The sequence below is a fragment of the Oculatella sp. LEGE 06141 genome, assembly GCF_015207605.1.
In the GTDB taxonomy this organism is placed as follows: Bacteria; Cyanobacteriota; Cyanobacteriia; order Elainellales; family Elainellaceae; genus Oculatella.
The window spans coordinates 1-20,139 of record NZ_JADEWO010000086.1; the positions used below are offsets into that span (position 1 = coordinate 1).

The window sequence follows — 20,139 nt, forward strand, 5'->3', positions numbered from 1 at the left end:
TGACAACCTTGCGATCTCAAAATCGCCCAGTGTTAGATTACTTGGTTGAGGCATGTCGGGCTGCTCGCCAGGGAGAACCTGTTCCATCCTTGCTGCCTACTGATACCCCCACCCCGTGAACGATTACGTGATTTTAAAGGTGCAGAGTAGCTGAGTAGTCTCTGCCATCAACCCAATATTGCTATTTATTCTTCCCATCCTTGGGTGAAATAGGTCAGCGATCGGTTAACCGGGCAGTTTCGCAGTGAGCTACTTGGGTCAGGGCAACAACGCAGGAAACTGCAAGTATGGGATAGCCTCCGTAGATACTACGGTAAATCTATCAAATTACCGTATTTTATTGACCCACAAATTAGCATAGCTATTTGTGAAAAGCAAGCTTTAGCAGAAACGTGATTAGTGCGTCTCTACCGTTGTCGCTGGATGTTAAGAAGTTGTTACACTTCTCAAATTGGACTTACGAGAGAAAAATTTATAAAAGTACTGCTATAGATGGTTGCTGTTTTGTCTGTTTCCAGCCATCAAAACAGGAAACTTTCGCTATGGAGGGCAAAACTTGCTTTAGCCAACGAAATAGAAGCGAGGTGATTAAGAGGTTTCGTTGAAGGGCGGCGCATAGCATGGGGGAAGACGACACATCGAGTCGATAGATCTGCCAGCAGATTCCATCAAGCTGGCACAACAGTGATTGGCTCCCCTGTGTCTGTATTGTTGGAGGTGTTGGAGGTGTTGAAAGTCAATGCAACACAATATCCCCAAGGATTTTGGAGTGAGCGTTGCGGATTTGATGTATGGATTTGACATGCCGCTACGACAAGAACAAACACACGTCTTTCATCCCCATCATTCCGCAACGTCCCATTGGAAAGCTATACCACTGAAGGGCTTAGCATTTGTGCGGTACTCAAACTACTGTGGTGTTATCGCATTTCTCCTGGCAAGTATCGGGGTCTTCTACGCTGCCGCCGAGACCGCCACGGTGTTGGAATAACGTTCATGAAGTGGAAGGTGCCACCAACGAAGCGTTCATGGTCTGTTTCAGCCGTTCGGCCTCCCAAACTCCGTAAACCGTTGAGATCCAAATAACTAAAGACCACTTTGGAAAAGAAGGGAACCAGGCAAAATAGGAAAGAATTGACGGTTTGATCGAATAGCTGCAAACCAGACGGTCCTAAAATCCAAATAATGGGATAGCAAATCCAGGTGGCTGTGAAGAAGGTGGTTAACCTATCGTAGAACTTTGGCAGTTCAGGCTCGTCTTGCTCTCGGGTTTTGGCGCGTAACGGATTCCAAATGCCCCAAAGAACAATGACAAAGGCGATCGTGCCAACGATATACCAGAAATATCTTGTTGCGGGTACGGCAGACAGATCGGCAATTAATCCAGATGCGATTACAATCACCTGGGTCAACATTAAGGAGAAGATGAGCGTCCAGTCTTTTTTGGAGTGATGATGCATGGCCGTCCAAGACAATGCCAGCAACAACAGCGGTGTGGTTACAATCCAGTCGAGATAACGGGCAAAGAAGACAACATGCTCGTCAAATGCTACGTATCGACCCTGCTCTATCCCTACTCCTGGTAAAACCATAGATGTGTAAGCCAAACCTGACCATATGGGAATGAAAGTAGCAACAAAATATTCAAATCTAGGAACACCGCGTGGGTTGCTTCCTAACCAGACAAAGTAAAGCGCCCCGATCGCCATGCCAGCGATATAAAGCCAGTGCCACAGATTTTGCCAGTCCATAACATTCCTCTATTCAAACGTGATGTCAGATGTGTATCAGTTCGTTTCAATCTGCACTCAATTAAAAATAGGAGCATGGGCAAAAAAATCTATCCAACTAAGTAAAGTTGTGATTTTGCTGAAGTTTTGGATTAAAAATAATTGACTTACAAATTCTGCCCCGCTATTGAGCTTCAAAGCAGTGATCTAACCGCATAGCGATTCCGCCACTACCTGGAAGAAAAGGCTTGAAACGCTCAAGAGGGGATTCAAAAAGTGCTGATTGTCACTCATATTAGAGGCTTAGCTCCACTTTATCCAGGTGCTAGAACCCTTTTTCGATAGTGGTTCTAGCACTTTGAAGTATGCTTCTGACTTTTTCCATATTGGTGGCATTCGATGAGGTTTGCAGCATTCTAAAGCCTGAGCTTGATCCAGGCTGGGTTCAGAATGACCTCAATTTTGAACGGATAAAGTCGAGCTAAGAGGGTGTTTGAAACGTATCTTTCACGTCTCCGTAGGGGCGAAGCATTCGATAAACAATTTCTCGGTTGTACCAGCCATCCTGATTTGCAGCTTGCTTCTCGCAGAGTATGCTTCGTCCCTACACCTATCTCTTTTGAGGGATGTGCTTTTTCTTTTGCAAGCAGAACTTATGACTAATACAATTTTGTTCGTTGCCGCAGATCAGATTTAGAGATAGATCTGATGTTTATTCTCCACCCGATGTACTTTTACCTTCCGATCGCGGCTCTACCTGATGGGCTGAAAAACATCCATCCTGTATTCGTACATTTTCCGCTAGCGTTACTTTCAGCAGGGCTATTGTTTGACGTATTAGGATATGCCTGAAAAAGCAATCTCTATCGAATGCCGGTTGGTGGTGTTTCGCGCTGGGTGTCGTTGCTGCAATTGTCACTGTATTTACAGGACTGCAAGCTGAAGAAACTGTTTCTTTGAGTCAGGAAGCCCACGAAGTTTTAGAAAGCCACGAGCATTTTCAAATCTATTCGACTGTAGTTCTGAAAGCTTTACTCGTTTGGCGCAGTATTAAGCGTGGAGTATTACCCAATCCTTCAATTGTGTATTTAGCGATTACGGCGATCGCAGTCGGTACTGTACTCTTTGGCTCCCATTATGGTGGTCAGCTAGTTTATCAATATGGAGTTGGCACCTCTGTTCCATCTGCTGCTACTCAAAGCGCATTACCAAATATACAGCAGTGAAAATAAGATCACCCAGAGTCCATCGACGAAGTGCCAGAACAATGTCGTTGCACTTACACCAAAATGCCCATTGCTGTAATTATTAGGAATCAGCGATCGCACCAGCATGATCGCTTGCAAGATTACACCACTGAGCACATGTAATCCATGAAAGCCTGTCAGGATATAGAAGGTTGCGCCGACTAATCCCGTTCGCAAGCCAAAATCGAGATGGCTCCATTCAATCCCTTGACCTACTAAGAAGTAGGTTCCCATCAATGCCGTAATGCTCCACAGCAGTCGAAATTGACCCAAACGGTGACGACTGAGCGATCGCTCTGCCAGTTGAATTACCACACTACTGGAGAGTAAAACAATGGTGTTGATGACAACAAACGTTGATGCTTCCGGGCCTGAAACCCCTGAAGGCAACCAATCAGATGTGGTCAACCGCAGGACAATATAAGCAAAGAACAGACTGAGAAAAATGAGACTTTCAGACAGCAGAAACACCGTCATGCCAAACATACCTTTACCATGATGGTCTTCATGGCTACCGCCGCCACTCGGCAAAAATCGCTGTAACCAACGGGGAAGCTTCTGCCGCCATCGCTCCAGGTCGATCGGGCTTTCATCTTGATGAACTGGTCTGGTTTGAGGGGCATTATTCATCGTTGGAACCCCCTTCCCCCGATTGTGTTAGAGGTTCCTCTCCATAAGCTCTAGGATTGCCATAATTGTAGGGTGGAAAGATGACTTGAGGGATTTCAGGAAAGTTTTCTCTAGGGGGCGGAGAAGAGGTTGTCCACTCCAGTCCGGTCGCTTCCCAGGGGTTATCTGGCGCTCGACGTCCTGCCAGGAAAGACGCAACCATATTGGCAATGAACGGAAGTGTGGACACTCCCAATAGAAACGCACCCAAACTTGCGATGACATTCCAACCCTGATACTCCGGGGCATAGGAGGCAACACGACGCACCATCCCTTGTAGTCCTAGAGGATGCATGGGAAAAAAGGTGAGATTTGCGCCGATGAAGGTTAGCCCAAAATGTAATTTACCCCAGCCTTCGGCATACATTCGTCCGGTTATTTTGGGGAACCAGAAGTAAATGGCAGCAAAGATTGCCATTGTGATGGTGTTAAAGACGATGTAGTGAAAATGTCCGACCACAAAGTAGGTGTTATTGACATGCAAATCAAACGAATTCGACGCCAACATCACACCGGTAATGCCGCCAAAAATAAACATAGCGGCTCCTGCCATTGCAAATAGCATGGGCGTATCTAAATGCAGCTTGCCGCGCCAGATCGTTGCCGTCCATCCAAAGGCTTTAACCCCCGTTGGCACCGCCACCAGCATTGATGTAATGGCAAACGTAATTCGCATCCAGTCGGGAGTCGCACTGGCAAACATGTGATGTACCCAGACAAAGATACTGACCAGGGCAATGCCGAGAGATGCGATCGCCAAGGATCGATAGCCAAACAGCGGATTACGAGTAAAAGCCGGTAACACCTCGGCAAAGATGCCAAAGGCGGGTAGCGCCATGATGTAAACCGCAGGATGGGAATAGAACCAAAATAAATGCTGGTAAAGAATTGGATCACCTTTTCCAGCCGGGTCGAAAATACTGGTACCGAACGCCAGATCAAACATCAGTAAAATCAAAGCTCCGGTGAGGGAGGGCAGGTTCACCAGTTGCAGTAATTGGGCACTTAAAACTGACCAGACCAACACAGGCATTCGAAAGAAGGTCATCCCCGGTGCGCGGAGCCAGACAATTGTGGTGACAAAATTCACCGCGCCCATAATCGACGAAATGCCTAACAAGATCAGACTGATCACCCAAACCAGTTGACCCGACGGATTTTGCAAACTCACTGGGGGATATGACCACCAACCCGCCTGTGCTGGGCCATTGGGCAGCAAAAAGCTGGCAATTAAAAGAACTCCGGCAGGAGGGATTAACCAGAACGAGATGGCATTCAGCAGGGGGAATGCCATCTCGCGCGCCCCAATCATTAACGGCACCAGGTAATTGGATAGCCCTGCATTGAAAGGGATAATCCACAGGAAAATCATCACCGTTCCGTGCAGGGTAAATAGGGCATTGTAGAACGGGCGATCGACCAAGTTTAACTCTGGGGTAACCAGTTCAGCTCGAATCAACATTGCCATCAAGCCACCGATCAAGAAAAAGATAAAGGTGGTGAGAATATATTGCACCCCAATGATTTTATGGTCAGTACTGAAGCGAAAATAGTCTCGCCATGAACGTGGAGATTGCGTTGATTCTGTAGGGTCAGGATCAGAGGCGATCGCTGGATTTGTCATGAGTCACCCTCAGTCAATCGATCAGATTTTGCAACGGATTCGCCCAATGAGCCAGTCTGCCATCCTGTCTGAAAAAGCGTTTTTGGGGAGTGTTGTTGTTCGGCGATCGCAAAATTCGTGGTATCAGCAGGGTTTAACGCCAGATTAGCAATCCATTGATTGTAAGCCTCCCTGGGTTCTACATACACATCTGCTTCCATCAAAGCAAAGTACGTGCCGCTATATTGAGAATCCTGCAAGCGATACTTTCCGATACGAGTGGGCGTAACCACCAAACCAATGTTACGTCCGGGAACCATATCTTGCTTGAGACGAAAAGCAGGGACATAAAATCCGTGAATCACCTTTTCTGCCTGCAAGTTTAATCGGGTGCTTTCATTGACAGGTAAATGTAATTCATGGCTCGCCGCTTGATTAGGATAACGAAATCCCCATTCCCACTGTTTGGCAATCACTTGAATTTGTTCTGCCACAGGCTTTGGTTGATCGGTTGCTGCGTAAGCAGGCGATTCGATCGGAAAATGCACAATCTGCTTTAACCCTAAGATGTTGAGCTGATTGTAGATAGTGATATTCTGTGCCGCAATCCATAGCACTAGCAGCGTTGGAGCCACCGTCCAAAGAATTTCCAGCTTTACACTACCTCTAGCAGGATGTCCTTCACTGTAATCATCGGGCTTAGCACGAAAGAAGAGAGCTGAGTAGACCATCATCCCGACCAATCCCAGAAAAACAAACGCACCGATCGCCACTAAAAAGCTAAACAACGCATCAACTCGTTGGGCTTCTGCCGTTGCCTGGGGAGGCATCCAGGTATACGCTTGTTGCCCAAGCCAATGACTGATAAAAAGCGCGACGGCAATAAAAATTGTGACCAGGCAATATTCGAGAACCTTTAACATGCCAATTTCACCAAATACAAATGTGATCTAGCCCTGGTACCACAGGTGAGTAGACCTTGGAGGATGTCTTAAAAGTGCTAAGCTCCAACTCGAACCGCCCCCTAATCCCCCAAAACTGGCTTCGACGTGAGCGCTCAGCCGAACGGGGACTTCCGAATCAATTCTGTTTCAAAGTCCCCCAAAATTGGGGGATTTAGGGGGCTAATTTAGAATGTTGAGCCATTCTCAGGCACCCTCTTAGAAGGAAGTCTGTAATTGTTGTAGTTAGCTATTGGAGGAACATATTACTGATCTGAATCATAGTTTTTAGGGCTAATGTCACTCAAATTCAAACACGCTTTGATTCCAACCACGTCTATCCAAAGAATAGACGGGATTTCATAGCAGTTTCATTTTTAGCTGAAACTGTTTAATTACACGCAGTTTAATGCTCTGGCTATCGGTAGACCTCTGATTAAACGCAATGTTTCATAATTAAATCGCGATCGCTATTCTTCTCAAAAAATGCATAACGCTACATCGTGTTCTAAGTCTTTAGAACATTTACTGACGATTCCAGCGATCTCTGATTATGGCATAATCGGAAACTGTCACACGGCGGCATTAGTGAGTCGAACCGGTTCAATCGACTGGCTTTGTTTACCACGCTTTGATTCACCCTCTTTGTTTGCCCGGATTCTAGACGTAAATCAGGGTGGATTTTGGACAATTCAACCCGCCATTGAGTTTGAAAGCAGCCATCACTACCTGGATGCAACCAATGTATTAAAGACAACCTTTACCTGTAATACGGGTAAGGTGCAGCTTCTCGATTTTATGGAAGTGACAGATAGCCATCAAACCAGACATCCCCATGCACCCAGAAGACTGATCCGCATCATTGAAGGATTAGAAGGACAGGTGGATCTGATCTCGATCTGCGTTCCACGTCCCAATTATGCTCAGCTCGTGCCGAATTTTGAGGATTCAGGTGCAACCGTATTATTCGATCGCTTTCAAATCCACGCTCCAACTCCCTGGCAAGTTGATCCTCAAGCCCACACGTTAACGGCTCAATTCACCCTTCAGGCTGGAGAACGCCTTGCCTTTGCTCTGGCAATGCAAGATAGCTCCACGCCGCATATTAATGCTCATGATGCGCTAGAGTCTGCGATCGCTTTTTGGCAACATTGGGCAAATCAGTGTACTTATCAAGGGCGCTACCGGGATGAGGTGATTCGCAGCGCTTTAGCGCTCAAATTAATGACCTATGCTCCATCAGGGGCGATCGTGGCTGCCCCCACCACCTCCTTACCCGAAGAAATTGGCGGAGAGCGCAACTGGGATTATCGCTATACCTGGATTCGGGATGCCTCTTTCACTCTGTATGCCCTGCTGCTGGCAGGCTATTTGGATAACGAAAGCCCGTTTTTTGATTGGCTGAAGCAAACCGTTCAGGTTGAGAAAACAGGTATTCAAATCCTTTACCCAATTACCGCTGACGGGCAAACGGTTGAGCAAACGCTCGATTATCTGCAAGGCTACCGCAACTCTCGTCCAGTGCGAATTGGCAACAATGCCGTTGGGCAAGTGCAGCTCGATGTTTATGGTGAGGTGTTAAGTGCAGTCCACTTTGCCTGGAAAGCGGGGAAATATGACCCGTCCGGATTGTGGGACGACATTTGCCCAATGCTGAACTGGATTGTGGACCATTGGCAAGAACCAGACAACGGCATTTGGGAAGTGAGAGGCGGAGAACGGCATTTTGTCTATGGCAAGGCCATGTTATCCATTGCGTTAAACTGCGGCATCGATATGGCAAAATCACTGAACTTATCAGGAGATTGCGATCGCTGGCAACAGGTGCATGACGCGATTCGAGCCGAGGTGCTGGAAAAAGGCTGGAGCGATCAATTACAGGCATTTAAGCAATCTTACGAAGACGAAACCCTGGATGCAGCGAATCTCCTGCTACCCGTCATGGGATTCATTGACGGCACTGATCCACGCATGATCTCGACGATCGATGCTACCTTACAGCACTTAGTTGCCAATGGTTTGTGCTACCGCTACCGCCGTGCACCAGAGGGAGTTAAAGGTAAAGAATCGTCTTTTGTGTTGTGTACGTTCTGGCTAATTAATGCGCTGATTTTAGCGAACCGCGTTGATGAAGCCGCTGCCTGGTTCGAGCAAATGCTGTCGCGCAGCACATCCCTGGGGTTATTTGCGGAAGAAATTGATCCAGAAACGGGTGAACAGTTGGGCAATTTTCCCCAAGCTTTTTCCCACCTTGGCGTGATTAATGTGGCTGTTTCGTTAGCCCATATTGGTCATACCGGAACTGTGCAGCTTCAGCATAAAGCCGCCGCCGCTGCTGCTGGTCATGGTGGAAGCGGAGCCGCCGCCGCGAAACAGAGGCAAGCGAAACCCTTAGCTTAGGAGATTTTTATGGTTCCACTCTGGTTACAAGCAGGATTTTGGGGATTGCTGGCAGGTTCCGCTCTCCTGTTGGGGGCTGCCATTGGCTATTACGCCAAAATTCCTCAACGGTTGATTGCGGCAGTGATGGCATTTGGTTCAGGAGTGCTAATTTCTGCTCTGGCATTTGAGCTAATGGATGAGGCATACAATCAGGGTGGCTTCGATTCCACCGCGATCGGCTTTGTCAGTGGTGCCATTATTTACACCCTTGCTAACTGGTATCTAGCGCGTCAGGGGGCGCGTCACCGCAAACGCTCTGGAAACCGACAACCCAGTGAATCTGACAACAGTGGCAGTGGGCTGGCGATCGCGGTTGGCGCGTTGTTAGATGGCATTCCTGAATCAATTGCCATTGGTATCAGCATGATAGAGGGTGGTGCTGTGAGTTGGGTGACGGTTGCAGCCGTGTTTCTCTCTAACGTACCGGAGGGCTTGTCTAGTGCGGCTGGCATGAAACAGGCAAGGCGATCGCTACGCTATATTTTTGGCATTTGGGGCGGGATTGCTATCCTCTCTGGAGTTGCCGCCCTGGTTGGGTATTCACTATTTAGCCATTTCTCCACAGAAGTGACTGCTGCTACCATTGCGATCGCGGCTGGCGCTATTTTAGCCATGCTTTCCGACACAATGATGCCCGAAGCCTTTGAGCAAGCTCACGACTTTGCTGGCTTAGTGACGGTGTGTGGGTTTTTGGCTGCTTTTGTCCTCAGTAAATTAGGTGGGTAACCCCTCTAAATAAGACAGAGGCTTTTGTGAACCGCCCATAAGCAAATGAAGCCCCATGTTTGTATTCACATCAAATGATCAGAAACTTGCGGCAAGCTAATTTTCTGCCTGTTTTAACTTAAAGTTTAGTCATACAGGACACCCCAGGATACACATTACGAGTGATAGCCTGAAAATGATGTGGACTGGGAGTTGTGGGACTGGTAGAGACCCATATACAAAAATGAAATCTTATGAATTACCTTGAGATAGGACTTTTTTTGCTACCTCTGTAGGACGAGTTTAAGTTCAAACCTCTTTAAACTGAGATAGATGTCTTTGTTAGGAAATTCGTCAGGAGATGACATGGCTCACCAACATCAATCTGTATTAGATGCAGCAACCCGTTGTGCTCATGAGTGTGAGTACTGTGCCGATGCGTGTATTGGCAATATGCCCGAATGTGCTCGTCTGTGCCGCGATTGTGCTCAGCTTTGCTGGACTGTAGCGGGATTTGTCAGTCGTGGTTCTCGCTTTGTTTCTCAAATTGTTCTCGCTTGCATCGACATTTGTGAGGCTTGTGCAAAAGAGTGCGAACAACATCAAAACGAGCATTGCCAACGTTGTGCAAAAGCTTGCCGTCAAGCGGCTGACGAGTATCGCAAAATTGTAGGGGGTGCGCTGTAGCCTAGCATTGGCAGCTTCTTTGGGCGATCGCATTCTTGAAACAGCGCCTTCCTACATGGCAGAATCAACGTCTTGCTGGCATGAACGTCAAAGAGAATCCCTTCTAACCTTAAATGTAGATCCTCTAAGTATTAGACGAAGGATCTCCATTTAGATGCAATTACATCTAAATTCATCGTGTAAGAGCAAAAAATATTAATAAGCATACACTAAGAACAAATGCTGTAATTAAAGCGTGTTCAATTCGACGGCTAAAAAAACCGACCACCGCTGCAATTCCCACAATAATTAAGGCAGATCCAACATAAACTGTTAGCTGACTTCCCTGATCAATCAACGGATCAGACTGGCCAGTTGCCGGAGATGACAAGGTACTGAGAGCAGGAAGTGGAGTACCTGCAAGTAGAGTGTTGAAATTTATCATTAAGCTATTCCTTAATCAATCAAATCTCAGTTTTAACCAATTAAAACAACTGTACAAACACATTGCAGTTACCAATTATGGTAGTTCTGTTTACAGCCATTTTCATTTGCATTCACCACGCCTCAAACCTTACACCCACACCCATCTTGGCGAGACTGTGGCTGACTCGATTGAGAACTGCTGTAAAAAAGGGTAGAGATTAAAAACGCGCGAGGGCGAGGACATCGTCTTTTTCTTCAGAGTACCATTCCAATCATTTCGCCAGTATGTCATTAGGGTTTCTTCCCTGTTTCAATAAATAAGTAGCCGTATTATGAATGCCAAATTCATCTCCCAATTGCGCCCCCAACGTTCCATGCAGGTATAAGATGCCGAGTAAAATCATTCCAGCTAAGAGATAACTCCACTGCACTTGTCTGGAGCGCTTGATACGCCAGCGATAGCGTTGTAAACCTCGCCACAATGCCATTCCTGTAATCACTGCCAACAATAAAATGCCGCCTAATCCATGCAGTAACAACGTTGTCTTGGCATCCAGCCCCCAATCACTGACTGGAGTGGTCGGCGGCGTTGCCAGCATTAACTCAAAAAAGCCTGCGGCAACTGTGAAAAACGTAATCACGGCTGCCGCTACAACGTTATACCAACCGACATCATAGAAACCTGAGCGAATGGCAGGAAGCCCAAAAAACTTAAAGAGAGGTCTTCCTAGAGAGAAGAATGTTCCAGCTATATCAAAGGCGATCGCAATAATTACCAGTCCTAACGTTAGATGAACCAACTGAGGGTGAATAGGAATTGAGTAGGGTAACTCGTTCGCTCCTAATTTGAGCTGTGGTAAATCCAGCAGTAAGGTGATCATTTCAAAATCCCTTGCCTGGTCGCTTCAACTACAGGTTCTACATGCAGACCGTATACCCAAACCAGTTGGCTACCCAGCATCATTTGAAAAAAAACTAAACAACTTAAAAGCGTTACTGCACTTAGATAGAATGGCGAAAGCTTTGAAGAATTTTGGCGACGCATGGCAAAACGCCAGGCTGTCATCACCACGATTAAAACAGCTAATAACCAACCTGTTATAGTATGTAAACTGAGGGTGGGCTGAGCAGCGTCGTAGGGTTGAGATAAGCCTGCTTCAAACTGACCAAAAATGACGGCCAGAAAAACTGAAATCGTTGCAATCAATAGATTCCAGAAACTTACTTCAAGTAAGCGGCGATTGTGAGTGAAGTATCCAAACACATCGCAAAAGAAAGAAAAAAACACCATTGCAATGACAAAGTGAACAATGATGGGATGAATCGGATCAGGATATGGAAGCCCCGCGTGATTTAACGGTAGGTTGAGCATTGCTCTTTGCTCTATTGATGGAATTTTAACTAATCCGGCTTATTCTGTTGTTTACGCTAATCTTCTACCATGCAACAGAATACTGAAAACAGTATGAGAAATCTTTACCACCTTAGGTAGAGAACTGCTGATTAGTCCTCGCAGTTCATTAGTTAGTATCCAGAGGTAGCCGTATTGTAAACGTGCTGCCTTTTAGCGATTTGACTTTGCACATGGATACTGCACTGGTGTGCCTGGATAATGGCGAGAGCGATCGCCCAATTTGGAGATATCCCCATTGCTGGGTTTGAGACTGAAGGGGTAAAGAAACCTGGCGAGAGCGTTTACATAACCTACCCTAGCGATCGTCTGCCAATGATCTTGCCACTCGTCGAGCGATTACCGCCCCAATTAATACGCTACCCACCACACCTGCTGCCTTAACCGCTTGCTTCAAGCCACTGGGATGATAGCGTTCAATGACTTCGTCTTTCAGCCATTCTGTGGTTGCCTTAAAGTTGTGAACTGGAGTGGGAAGCAACTCTAAATAGGTTCCCTGGCGAATCAAATGCCCTATCTCTCCTGTGACTTCAAGCGCATTGAAAACATTGGCAGCACTGTTGTTCAGTCCCAACTTGAGCAATGTTCCGCGCAGGTTCACATTAGCCGGTTTGAGCGCGTATCCCAGGGCTAACGCTCTCAGGTTGTAGGCGATCGCCGCTCCTTGTTGATACGCCACCTGTGCAGTGGGTGGCAGCGGTTTTGGATTGGGATGGCGGCTCTCAGCAGTTGTAGATGGGTTTGATGCGTGTTCCGCAGGCTCATAGGCATCTCCTGGCTGCAAGTCCATAGCACAGTCTCCACCTGCAAACACCTCCGGGAAATCGGGCAGTTGCAGCGTAGAGGTAACGCTTAATCGTCCATGCTTGTCTTGGTGCTCATCTGGAATGGGAAGCGATTTAATCAAAGGGTGAGTATTGGTTCCCGTTGTCCAAATAACCGTTCCAGCGTCTAACGTTTCAGTTTGTCCATTGCGCTCATACTTCAGGGAATTGGGTTGGATAGTGGTTACTTTGGCTCCAATGATCACCTCTACAGGAACGGTACGTTGTTGAAACGCTTGCACGGCTGTTGCCCGAAGCTGGCTGTTCACGTCACCTTCTAATAGTTCGCCATGATTCACCAGTATCACTCGAACGTCTTCTACCTTGCCGCCCAATTCGGCATACCAGTGCGGCAGAAAATCTGCTAACGTGGCTGCCATCTCAACTCCAGAAGGCCCGCCACCCACAACGACGGTCGTGAGTAACCGACGACGGCTCTCCTGATCTTGTAGTTGCACGGCTTGTTGCAGGCGATCGCGCAAATGACGGTCAATGGCGATCGCATCCTCTTGTGTTCGAAAGGGAAGTGCATGGTCGCTGGCTCCCTCAACCCCAAAATAACCTGTGACGCTTCCCAACGCGAGAACTAAATTGCTGTACCCGTAGCAGTCGCCACCCACAAGCTGTATCTGTCGTTCCTGAAGATCGATCGACTCCACACTTCCCTGCACAAAAATCACACCGCTATGGTGCAGCAATTCGTCGTATCGGGGAATGACCTGCTCTGCTTCCATTTCGCCACTGAAATACTCATAGAGCAGCGGTTTAAAGCAAAAGCGATCGTTTTGATCAATTAAAATGACGGTACGTGGATAATGCTGGTGGCTCAGATGCAACGCTGTAAAAAGCCCTGCAAAACCACCTCCCAGAATGACCGTTTGATAGATAGGAGTTGCCATCGTACGTCTCTGTTAGAAAATCGGAGTGAATAATCAAGAGTGAGTAATCAGGAGTAAACAAGAGTTGTATTTAGTCTTTGCGTTTACTCAGTCAGCAGTATCTAAAAATAGCTTTTGTGTTTATTGAGCGATCGCAGTTTTGTTTCAGGCTAAATTGGAACCAGTTCAGATCCATCTTTCTTCTGTAGGAGAAGGATCTAACCTCTGAGAGGATATTTTAAAAGTCTAATTTGTAGCCCGACACCCGTAGGGGCGTAGCATACCCTGCGGGAAGCAGGCTACGGGCAGTAACTTCTGGGTCTTTTTCAAGGGCTATTTGCCGACTGCTACGCCCTTACAGGAGACGATTTGCGGTTGACCCGTTAGATGTATTTCGACCGTTGGAATCATCGGCTCACCTTCATGCTGGAAGTAGAGCCAGCCCATCCTACCCAATACCAGTCGAATTGCCATACTGAGAATTGTTGCCTGTATCAAGACAGACTTGCAAAAAGTCTAATTCTCCAGTACGGTTGTTTCTCAGTAACAAAATATCCGCAATCAAAGCGTCACCTGGAAGCTGCTACCAACAGCCCCAGGCGACTAACCCTCAAAACTGCAACAACCAGTTCGGAGGGCTAGAGGGCAGTTTATCACTCCACTAGCCACCCTGACTTTGCTATGGCAATAAAAGCAGCAGGGTGGCTTTGGTTTTGGGTACCTCATCAACCCAGTTCCATTAGTGGAGTGAAAACTGCTATGACTGATAACTGTACCCCAATGCAAGCGATCAATCCCGATCCACGCATTTTGACCACGCTGGTGATTGGCACCAAAGACAATGTAAAAGCGCACATTTTGCGTCAACACACCCTTGGCCTTGCCGAGGCAGGGGCATGGAGTAAGCCGATTCCGGTGCCCAACTGTCCCGATAAGGTGATGTGCGTTCTCAGCCGTATCATGATCTAACCACTCGATTCCCAAGGAGCCAGTGGGAGGGGCGATCGCCCCTCCCGTGCCGAAAGACACAGCAGGATACTGCAACGCATGGAATCGGACGTTGAACTTAGAGGATGTTTGAAAAGTGCTGAACGTCACTCGAACCGCCCCCTAAATCCCCCAAGATGGGGGACTTCCGAGCCGATTCTCGTTCAAAGTCCCCCAATTCTGGGGGATTTAGGGGGCGAATGCAGGACATTTGCTACTTTTCAAACATCCTCTTACTCGATCGCCCGAATTTGCCCTGGCAAATAATCCTCACCCTGTTTTTCGGCACAGAACCCGATATCCACCGTTTGCTGAGGTTGCAACGTCGCGCCCCACTCTGGAGGCGTAACCGAGTATTGCGTGCCCTGCTGAGCGAAATGACCGTTCCAGCTTTGATTGATCGTCGCCTGGTTCATTTCAAAGCGTAAACGCCAGTTGCGAATGTCGGTATTCCCTTGATTGGTGACTCGAACACTGACGCAAAAGCCCGTTTGCCAGTCGGATTGCAGCATAAACTCCGTTCTGAGCGCTGTAGCAGACGTAGAGCTGACCGATGAAGGGGGTGTAGGTTCTGAACTACGAGGGGACGTTGGAGTGGGCGACATCTGGGGCACAGAACCCGGTGAACGATTTGGAACCGGGCGCGATCGCGGTGCATCGGGCAAGAGTTGGCTCAGTAAATCTTGTTTAGGAGCATCAACGGTTTGCCAATCATCTGTGAGAATGCCCCCGGTATCCACACTGTCTGGATTCCAGCTCCAGTAAGCAAAGCTGAGACGATTGGCCTGGATATAGTGAACAAAGGTTCGTTGCCAGATCCCTTCTGTGGACTGTGAATCAACCTGGCGTCCGCCAAACTCGCCAATGAAAACAGGCGCAATTCCCTGCGTCACAATGTAATGAAATCCAGTTTCCCACCGTTCAAACAAGTTGGCTGGAAACGTAGGTTCCGAAAACCAGGGTTGATCAAATACACCAGAACCATATTCATGCACCGAATAGACCAATTGATCAGGCTTCGATAACCGCACCGGAAACCGCCGCACCCCTTCTAAATTACCCCCTCGCCAATGCCGTGCCAGCCGTTGACCCGGCACATTGTTTTCAACGCCTTGCACCACAATCAGCCAGTTGGGGTTAATGTCCAGAACGGCATTGCCAGCTCGTTCGGCGGCCAGTCGCCAATCGGTAGCGCGATCGCCCGTGCCCCAACTAGCCCGACCATACGGCTCGTTTTGCAGATCGGCTCCAATCACGTTTTTTCGATCGCGATAACGTTGAGCCAGCATCCGCCACGTATCGATCCAGTCGTCTTCGCTAAACTCATCGTCATACCACAGTTCCGCAGGCTGGCGGTTATTGAGCCGATGGCTATCCAGTAGAATCATTAACCCCTGCCGCTCGGCCTCTTCAATGATTAAATCCATCGCCTCCAGCGGCGTTTTGCCTTCCAACTCCCGATTACGGCCTAAGGAGAAATCAACTGCATTGATGTGATCTGAACGAAGCGCTTCAATCGAGTAGGGCAAGCGAATCAAGTTATAGCCCAAGCTCTTAATTTGAGTCAACATATCCTGATATTCGCGTGTCCACAGCCCATGAGGTACCTGAAATTCAGTTTCAAACCCAAACCAGTTAACCCCTCGCAACCCAAGCGGTTGTCCCCTGGCATCAATTATCTCAGTGCCTCGCACAGTTAGCGGCAGAGATGTAACCGTTGATGCAGTTGCAACATGAAGGGGAACAAACCATTTTAATGAAAGTGAAACCATGACCACGGCTGACAACAGACCCAGGGCGAACCATTGCAACCATCGTTGTTTGCGAAATTGCCAGTAAAACTGCATTTTTTAGAAGGTTGAGAGAGCGCTAGCGATGGCGAAAGGTTGCACCATAACAGACGATTGTTGACCCAGTTTAGCTCGACTTCAGCGTCAAGTAAGTGGTTCCACGGAGTTAACAATAGTTATAATCAGGATGCGATCGAATCAGTTGTTAAAAGGGCGATCGCTCTCGAATAAACCATCTTTACATCACTCAAGCAACAGGCAGCAAATACGATCGCCATGAACCACAATTGATTTTATTTCAGCTAAATCGATAGGGCTAAACCGCCTGTAAATTAACCGCTTCAGGTGCCTTTATTGGAAATTACGTTTATTAAGTTTGCCTGCGAACTATTGAGTGAATGCTCAGATATTTCTGTTCGTTTCTATCATGAACCTTTGCAGCTATAGCTAGCCTTTTCTGACAACCTGCCAGTAGTTAGCGATCGTACTATTACAAAGTTCATCACAGCTTTAAAACAAGGTTTCTGTTCTTCATCGAATCCACATGTTGAAGTGCGATAGCGAAAGCTAACTTTAGTACCAAGTGAACAACGATGCCAAAACATCCCAATCCGGGTGTTATCGCTGTCCCCATCTAGAGGTGTATCAGGAGTCCAGAGCAACGTCTATTGATTGAGTTGACGTCCTATCCTGAATTGCGTTTACCAAAACTATGAGCTTTTCTAACCGTTTAATATCTTCTGCGCTCTTGGCAGGAGTGGTCTTTTCGGTTTCAACTCTTCCCCTCGCGGTTTTGGGTTCCAAGCCCGTAACCATCCAGTTTGAGCGAGAACCTGTATTTGCTGGTACACTCCGCGAACTGGGATCTCCCTATCTTGGATTGGCAACTGTAATTAGCCTCGGAGCTGGAATCTTAAACTTTTCGGTCATGGGATGGCGGCACTCATCTCGCAAACTGAAGCTGGCTGAAGAAGAAGTCAATAGCATGAAGCAGCAGTTGCGCGACCAGGAAACCGCGATCGAACGTTTAAAGTTTTCCGATTCAAAATTGGGAGCCTTGGGGCTAGAGTTCTTTCTACAAGACGAAACGGAGCGCAGCAGTATTGCCGCTCGTGAGCTAGCAGCAACACCCCATCAGCGCATCAAAGCGCAGGCGAAGACCGCATTATCCTCGGCGCAGCCATTTGCAGGTTACATAAGACCCCAAATGGTAATTGAGCCTGCTACAACTCCAGTAGCACCCGCTCCTACTCAGGATGTGCAAAGCTCTCCCCAGCTCAATGAATTATTAGGCCATCTTAAACAAGTGATGAGCCAAATTGAGCAACTCAACGGGAGTCAATCGGCTTCCCACGGGCATGAGGCTCATCATCCCGGTACGGCTTAATTGGCTTAATTGGCTTGAATAATTGATGCTCCTGCCATCTGTCAGTCTGTACTCAATAGGTACAGCGATAGGTACAGGAATAGATACAGAGAAGAGATTACAGGTTGGGAATTGTCCAGCAATGACTCTGTAGCCGTCTTTGGTTGAACTGATATTAGAGGCGGTCACTCAAACTGCCTTTTTCTAGCTTGCCACAGGCGCTAAGCCTCCATTGACATTCGCTAAGCCCCATCTAAAACTCCCTGTGAATTGTTCATTCACACCTACAGAGAGATGGATAGGGTTGCAGAGCAGGCGATCGCTCAAGCACCGCAGCTTGAGCGACTCATACCACCTCAACGAAACATCTCGTCTGGTGAAATGGGTGCGTTGGTTTGCTTCCAGTTGTCGGGTAGGGTGGGGTTCGCCGTATCAGACAACGGGGTCGAGAGGGCGCGATCGCCGCTGGCCGCACGGGCAAATGTTTCGGTGAGAGGAGGAGTTGTACTCCCGGTCGGTAACGCCACGTTCAACGGTTTGCTGGCTTGCAGATACGGTTCACCTTCTATGGTGTAGCGTACCAGAGTGGCTTGTATGAACGTGTCCTGATTCTCAATCTGGTTCTGCACCTCGGCAGATTGGTTCGGTGGATCGAGGGTTGCCAGAAAGGTCACGGTGGAATCGGATTCATGCTGAATGCCTGTTTCTGCTTGACCCATCTGCCAGGCTTCTTGATACTGACCATCTGATGCGACTTGCCAAAGGTTCAGATTGGTCTTCCATCTACCATTGCTAACTTCAGCAAATTGGCGATCGAGGATGGAGTAGATCGGGGCGGCCTCAGAGGACAAACGCGGCGCGTTGTCTTGCAAGTAGCGAATTGCTGAAACAGTGAGTCGGGTTTGGTTGGGCAGGTTCGTTTGACCAGCCACAACGTAAACGCCCGAACGTCCGGCAGGCTCCACCTGGCTAATGGTGAGTTCAACCGGAGTGGGAGACAGCACTGTATTCATCCATTCTGGCAGCGACGCACAGCCACTGCTCCCAATGAGCAGCACACCAAGAATCCCAATGAAAAGCCGTTTCGTGAGGTTGAGGTTAACCCCTTTGACAACGCAGAACAGAGTAGACCGAATTTGACTGAGCAGCATAGGCAGTACCGCTGAACGCTGGGTGTAAGAAGTAAGTGAATTTCGTATCCCTAAGATCAAGAGTTCCAGACAGAAACCCTGGCATCAGGCTGACATCTCAATCGTCATCAAGACATCTACACCAATCTGACGTAAACGAGGACTCAATGGCTACCCTTCTGTCTGGATATAAACAGGCGATCGCCATTCCCTTTGGTTGAAATTGTACTTTAAAGCCCCAATTCAGCAGACTGCCCGGATAGAGACACACACTAAAACACGGATGTGCCAATGATTTGGAAGTCTGGTCACTTAGTTACGATTTCCCCAGATGGTCGGGCAATGGTTACTGTACTGCTGATGCCGTTGGGATTAGGGCTGGTGGCGCTCAACGTCACCGCCGTTCCGGCTTCAGCGACTCCCCTGCCTCACCCCGATATGTCTGCTACCACTGCCGATTCCGAATGGATAGCCGCAGAACAGACCACCGATGAAAACACCCCTTCCCTCGTTGCGGGGTTTGAGCTAAGTCCGGTTCATGCTCCGCCTGTGATGACATCAACAGCAACACTGGAGATTCAGCCAGAGAGCCAGGGGGATTCTGATTCGGTCTTGCTGCCTGCAACAAACGTTGACACGCCAACCCTTTCCACACAGAGCCACTCGACTGCGGCATTGGACTACCGCAGCGAAGCCGAATTCATTAGCCAGATGACAGGACGCGATGCCGCACCGCCAACCGCAGAGGCCGTGCCCCAGCTTGAGCTGAATGAAGCGGCGATCGCCACCTCTCCACCTGTATCCTCTCCCACACTCCAGCCTGCAATCCCTTCCCCTGCCACACCCAGTTGTTTTTCTGAGTGTAATCCTGCGGCTCCTTTCACCTTTCAGCCTGCCGCTCCGGCTATGGTTCCTGAAGTTGGCTCGGCTGGTGTAGCGGTGCCGCAGATACCGTTTGTGGCTCCTCCCGTCGCTCCTCAGTTTGCCCCTCAGGCGGTTCCAGTCGTCCTACCCACAGAGGGTTATGGGGGGGCGAGTGCTGCTGCCGTTCCAATTGTGATTTTAGTTATGCCGGGAGTGAATGCAGCGGCAGGAGCTACCGCTCCCGTGGCCGGGATGCCGTCTGTGGTTCCAGGCACGGCTCCGGTCATGGTGTATGTGGTGCCTCCGGGCGCAGGTGGTTATCCGGTTGCCCCGGCTTACATTCCCCAGGTTCTACCAGGGCAGGTTTCCCAGGTTGTGCCGACTCCGGTTTCGCTGCCCTCTGTGGCTCCAGCGTTACCCAGTGCGGCACCTGCGGCGATCGCCCCCAACACCCCTCCTC

18 protein-coding genes and 1 pseudogene are annotated in these 20,139 nt (G+C 48.4%); 8 read left to right on the plus strand and 11 right to left on the minus strand.

Annotation, left to right across the window (positions count from 1 at the left end; genetic code table 11):
• Window positions 1-920: 920 nt before the first annotated feature.
• Window positions 921-1,751 (minus strand): bacteriorhodopsin, encoded by an 831-nt coding sequence (locus IQ268_RS29620; protein ID WP_193886643.1) that lies wholly within the window; start codon window positions 1,749-1,751, stop codon window positions 921-923.
• A gap of 687 nt (window positions 1,752-2,438) precedes the next feature.
• Here IQ268_RS29620 and IQ268_RS29625 point away from each other — a divergent pair.
• Window positions 2,439-2,582 carry a DUF2231 domain-containing protein gene (locus IQ268_RS29625; RefSeq protein WP_193886645.1) on the plus strand — a complete coding sequence of 48 codons (144 nt, stop codon included), beginning with the start codon at window positions 2,439-2,441 and terminating at the stop codon, window positions 2,580-2,582.
• Entirely contained in the window at window positions 2,579-2,956 is a 378-nt protein-coding gene (locus IQ268_RS29630; RefSeq protein WP_228035842.1) for a DUF2231 domain-containing protein, read from the plus strand. Before IQ268_RS29625 ends, IQ268_RS29630 begins: the two co-directional genes overlap by 4 nt.
• Here IQ268_RS29630 and IQ268_RS29635 read toward each other — a convergent pair.
• Genes IQ268_RS29635 through IQ268_RS29645 form a run of 3 tightly spaced genes read right to left on the minus strand, consistent with a single transcriptional unit; the run spans window position 2,936 to window position 6,172 of the window.
• Window positions 2,936-3,607: a heme-copper oxidase subunit III gene (locus IQ268_RS29635; RefSeq protein ID WP_193886647.1), complete on the minus strand. Its 672-nt coding sequence runs from the start codon at window positions 3,605-3,607 to the stop codon at window positions 2,936-2,938. The two genes, IQ268_RS29630 and IQ268_RS29635, sit on opposite strands and share 21 nt — an antisense overlap.
• Entirely contained in the window at window positions 3,600-5,270 is a 1,671-nt protein-coding gene (locus IQ268_RS29640) for a cbb3-type cytochrome c oxidase subunit I (RefSeq protein ID WP_193886649.1), read from the minus strand. The genes IQ268_RS29635 and IQ268_RS29640 overlap by 8 nt, the downstream gene beginning before the upstream one ends.
• Window positions 5,267-6,172, minus strand: a complete 906-nt coding sequence (locus tag IQ268_RS29645; RefSeq protein WP_193886651.1) for a cytochrome c oxidase subunit II — start codon at window positions 6,170-6,172, stop codon at window positions 5,267-5,269. The genes IQ268_RS29640 and IQ268_RS29645 overlap by 4 nt, the downstream gene beginning before the upstream one ends.
• A gap of 504 nt (window positions 6,173-6,676) precedes the next feature.
• Here IQ268_RS29645 and IQ268_RS29650 point away from each other — a divergent pair.
• The 3 genes from IQ268_RS29650 (at window position 6,677) to IQ268_RS29660 (ending at window position 10,024) form a co-directional block, all read left to right on the plus strand.
• Window positions 6,677-8,590, plus strand: coding sequence for a glycoside hydrolase family 15 protein (locus IQ268_RS29650; RefSeq protein ID WP_193886653.1), 1,914 nt, complete (start codon window positions 6,677-6,679; stop codon window positions 8,588-8,590).
• 9 nt (window positions 8,591-8,599) lie between these two features.
• Window positions 8,600-9,358, plus strand: coding sequence for a ZIP family metal transporter (locus tag IQ268_RS29655; protein ID WP_193886655.1), 759 nt, complete (start codon window positions 8,600-8,602; stop codon window positions 9,356-9,358).
• A 345-nt stretch (window positions 9,359-9,703) separates the two neighbouring features.
• The gene (locus IQ268_RS29660) at window positions 9,704-10,024 is read left to right on the plus strand and encodes a four-helix bundle copper-binding protein (protein ID WP_193886657.1); all 321 of its coding nucleotides are present in this window, start codon (window positions 9,704-9,706) and stop codon (window positions 10,022-10,024) included.
• A gap of 172 nt (window positions 10,025-10,196) precedes the next feature.
• Here the strand turns inward: IQ268_RS29660 and IQ268_RS29665 are convergent, their stop codons facing one another.
• The 5 genes from IQ268_RS29665 to IQ268_RS29685 all read right to left on the minus strand — a co-directional run bounded on the left by IQ268_RS29665 (window position 10,197) and on the right by IQ268_RS29685 (window position 14,016).
• Window positions 10,197-10,448, minus strand: a complete 252-nt coding sequence (locus IQ268_RS29665) for a hypothetical protein (RefSeq protein WP_193886659.1) — start codon at window positions 10,446-10,448, stop codon at window positions 10,197-10,199.
• Between the two features lie 253 nt (window positions 10,449-10,701).
• Window positions 10,702-11,310 carry a DUF2231 domain-containing protein gene (locus tag IQ268_RS29670; RefSeq protein ID WP_193886661.1) on the minus strand — a complete coding sequence of 203 codons (609 nt, stop codon included), beginning with the start codon at window positions 11,308-11,310 and terminating at the stop codon, window positions 10,702-10,704.
• Window positions 11,307-11,801 carry a DUF2231 domain-containing protein gene (locus IQ268_RS29675; protein WP_193886663.1) on the minus strand — a complete coding sequence of 165 codons (495 nt, stop codon included), beginning with the start codon at window positions 11,799-11,801 and terminating at the stop codon, window positions 11,307-11,309. Before IQ268_RS29675 ends, IQ268_RS29670 begins: the two co-directional genes overlap by 4 nt.
• Window positions 11,802-12,138: 337 nt before the next feature.
• Entirely contained in the window at window positions 12,139-13,563 is a 1,425-nt protein-coding gene (locus IQ268_RS29680) for an NAD(P)/FAD-dependent oxidoreductase (RefSeq protein WP_193886665.1), read from the minus strand.
• A gap of 312 nt (window positions 13,564-13,875) precedes the next feature.
• The gene (locus tag IQ268_RS29685; protein WP_193886667.1) at window positions 13,876-14,016 is read right to left on the minus strand and encodes a hypothetical protein; all 141 of its coding nucleotides are present in this window, start codon (window positions 14,014-14,016) and stop codon (window positions 13,876-13,878) included.
• A gap of 285 nt (window positions 14,017-14,301) precedes the next feature.
• On the opposite strand from IQ268_RS29685, the gene IQ268_RS29690 reads away from it, so the two are divergent.
• Window positions 14,302-14,511, plus strand: coding sequence for a hypothetical protein (locus IQ268_RS29690; RefSeq protein WP_193886669.1), 210 nt, complete (start codon window positions 14,302-14,304; stop codon window positions 14,509-14,511).
• 251 nt (window positions 14,512-14,762) lie between these two features.
• Here IQ268_RS29690 and IQ268_RS29695 read toward each other — a convergent pair whose 3' ends face one another.
• Window positions 14,763-16,301 carry a cellulase family glycosylhydrolase gene (locus IQ268_RS29695; RefSeq protein ID WP_228035841.1) on the minus strand — a complete coding sequence of 513 codons (1,539 nt, stop codon included), beginning with the start codon at window positions 16,299-16,301 and terminating at the stop codon, window positions 14,763-14,765.
• A gap of 730 nt (window positions 16,302-17,031) precedes the next feature.
• On the opposite strand from IQ268_RS29695, the gene IQ268_RS29700 reads away from it, so the two are divergent.
• Window positions 17,032-17,706 (plus strand): hypothetical protein, encoded by a 675-nt coding sequence (locus tag IQ268_RS29700; protein ID WP_193886672.1) that lies wholly within the window; start codon window positions 17,032-17,034, stop codon window positions 17,704-17,706.
• 335 nt (window positions 17,707-18,041) lie between these two features.
• Here IQ268_RS29700 and IQ268_RS29705 read toward each other — a convergent pair whose 3' ends face one another.
• Window positions 18,042-18,836, minus strand: coding sequence for a hypothetical protein (locus IQ268_RS29705; RefSeq protein ID WP_193886673.1), 795 nt, complete (start codon window positions 18,834-18,836; stop codon window positions 18,042-18,044).
• A gap of 270 nt (window positions 18,837-19,106) precedes the next feature.
• Here IQ268_RS29705 and IQ268_RS29710 point away from each other — a divergent pair.
• Window positions 19,107-20,139 (plus strand): annotated as a pseudogene (locus IQ268_RS29710) (hypothetical protein); the annotation flags it as partial.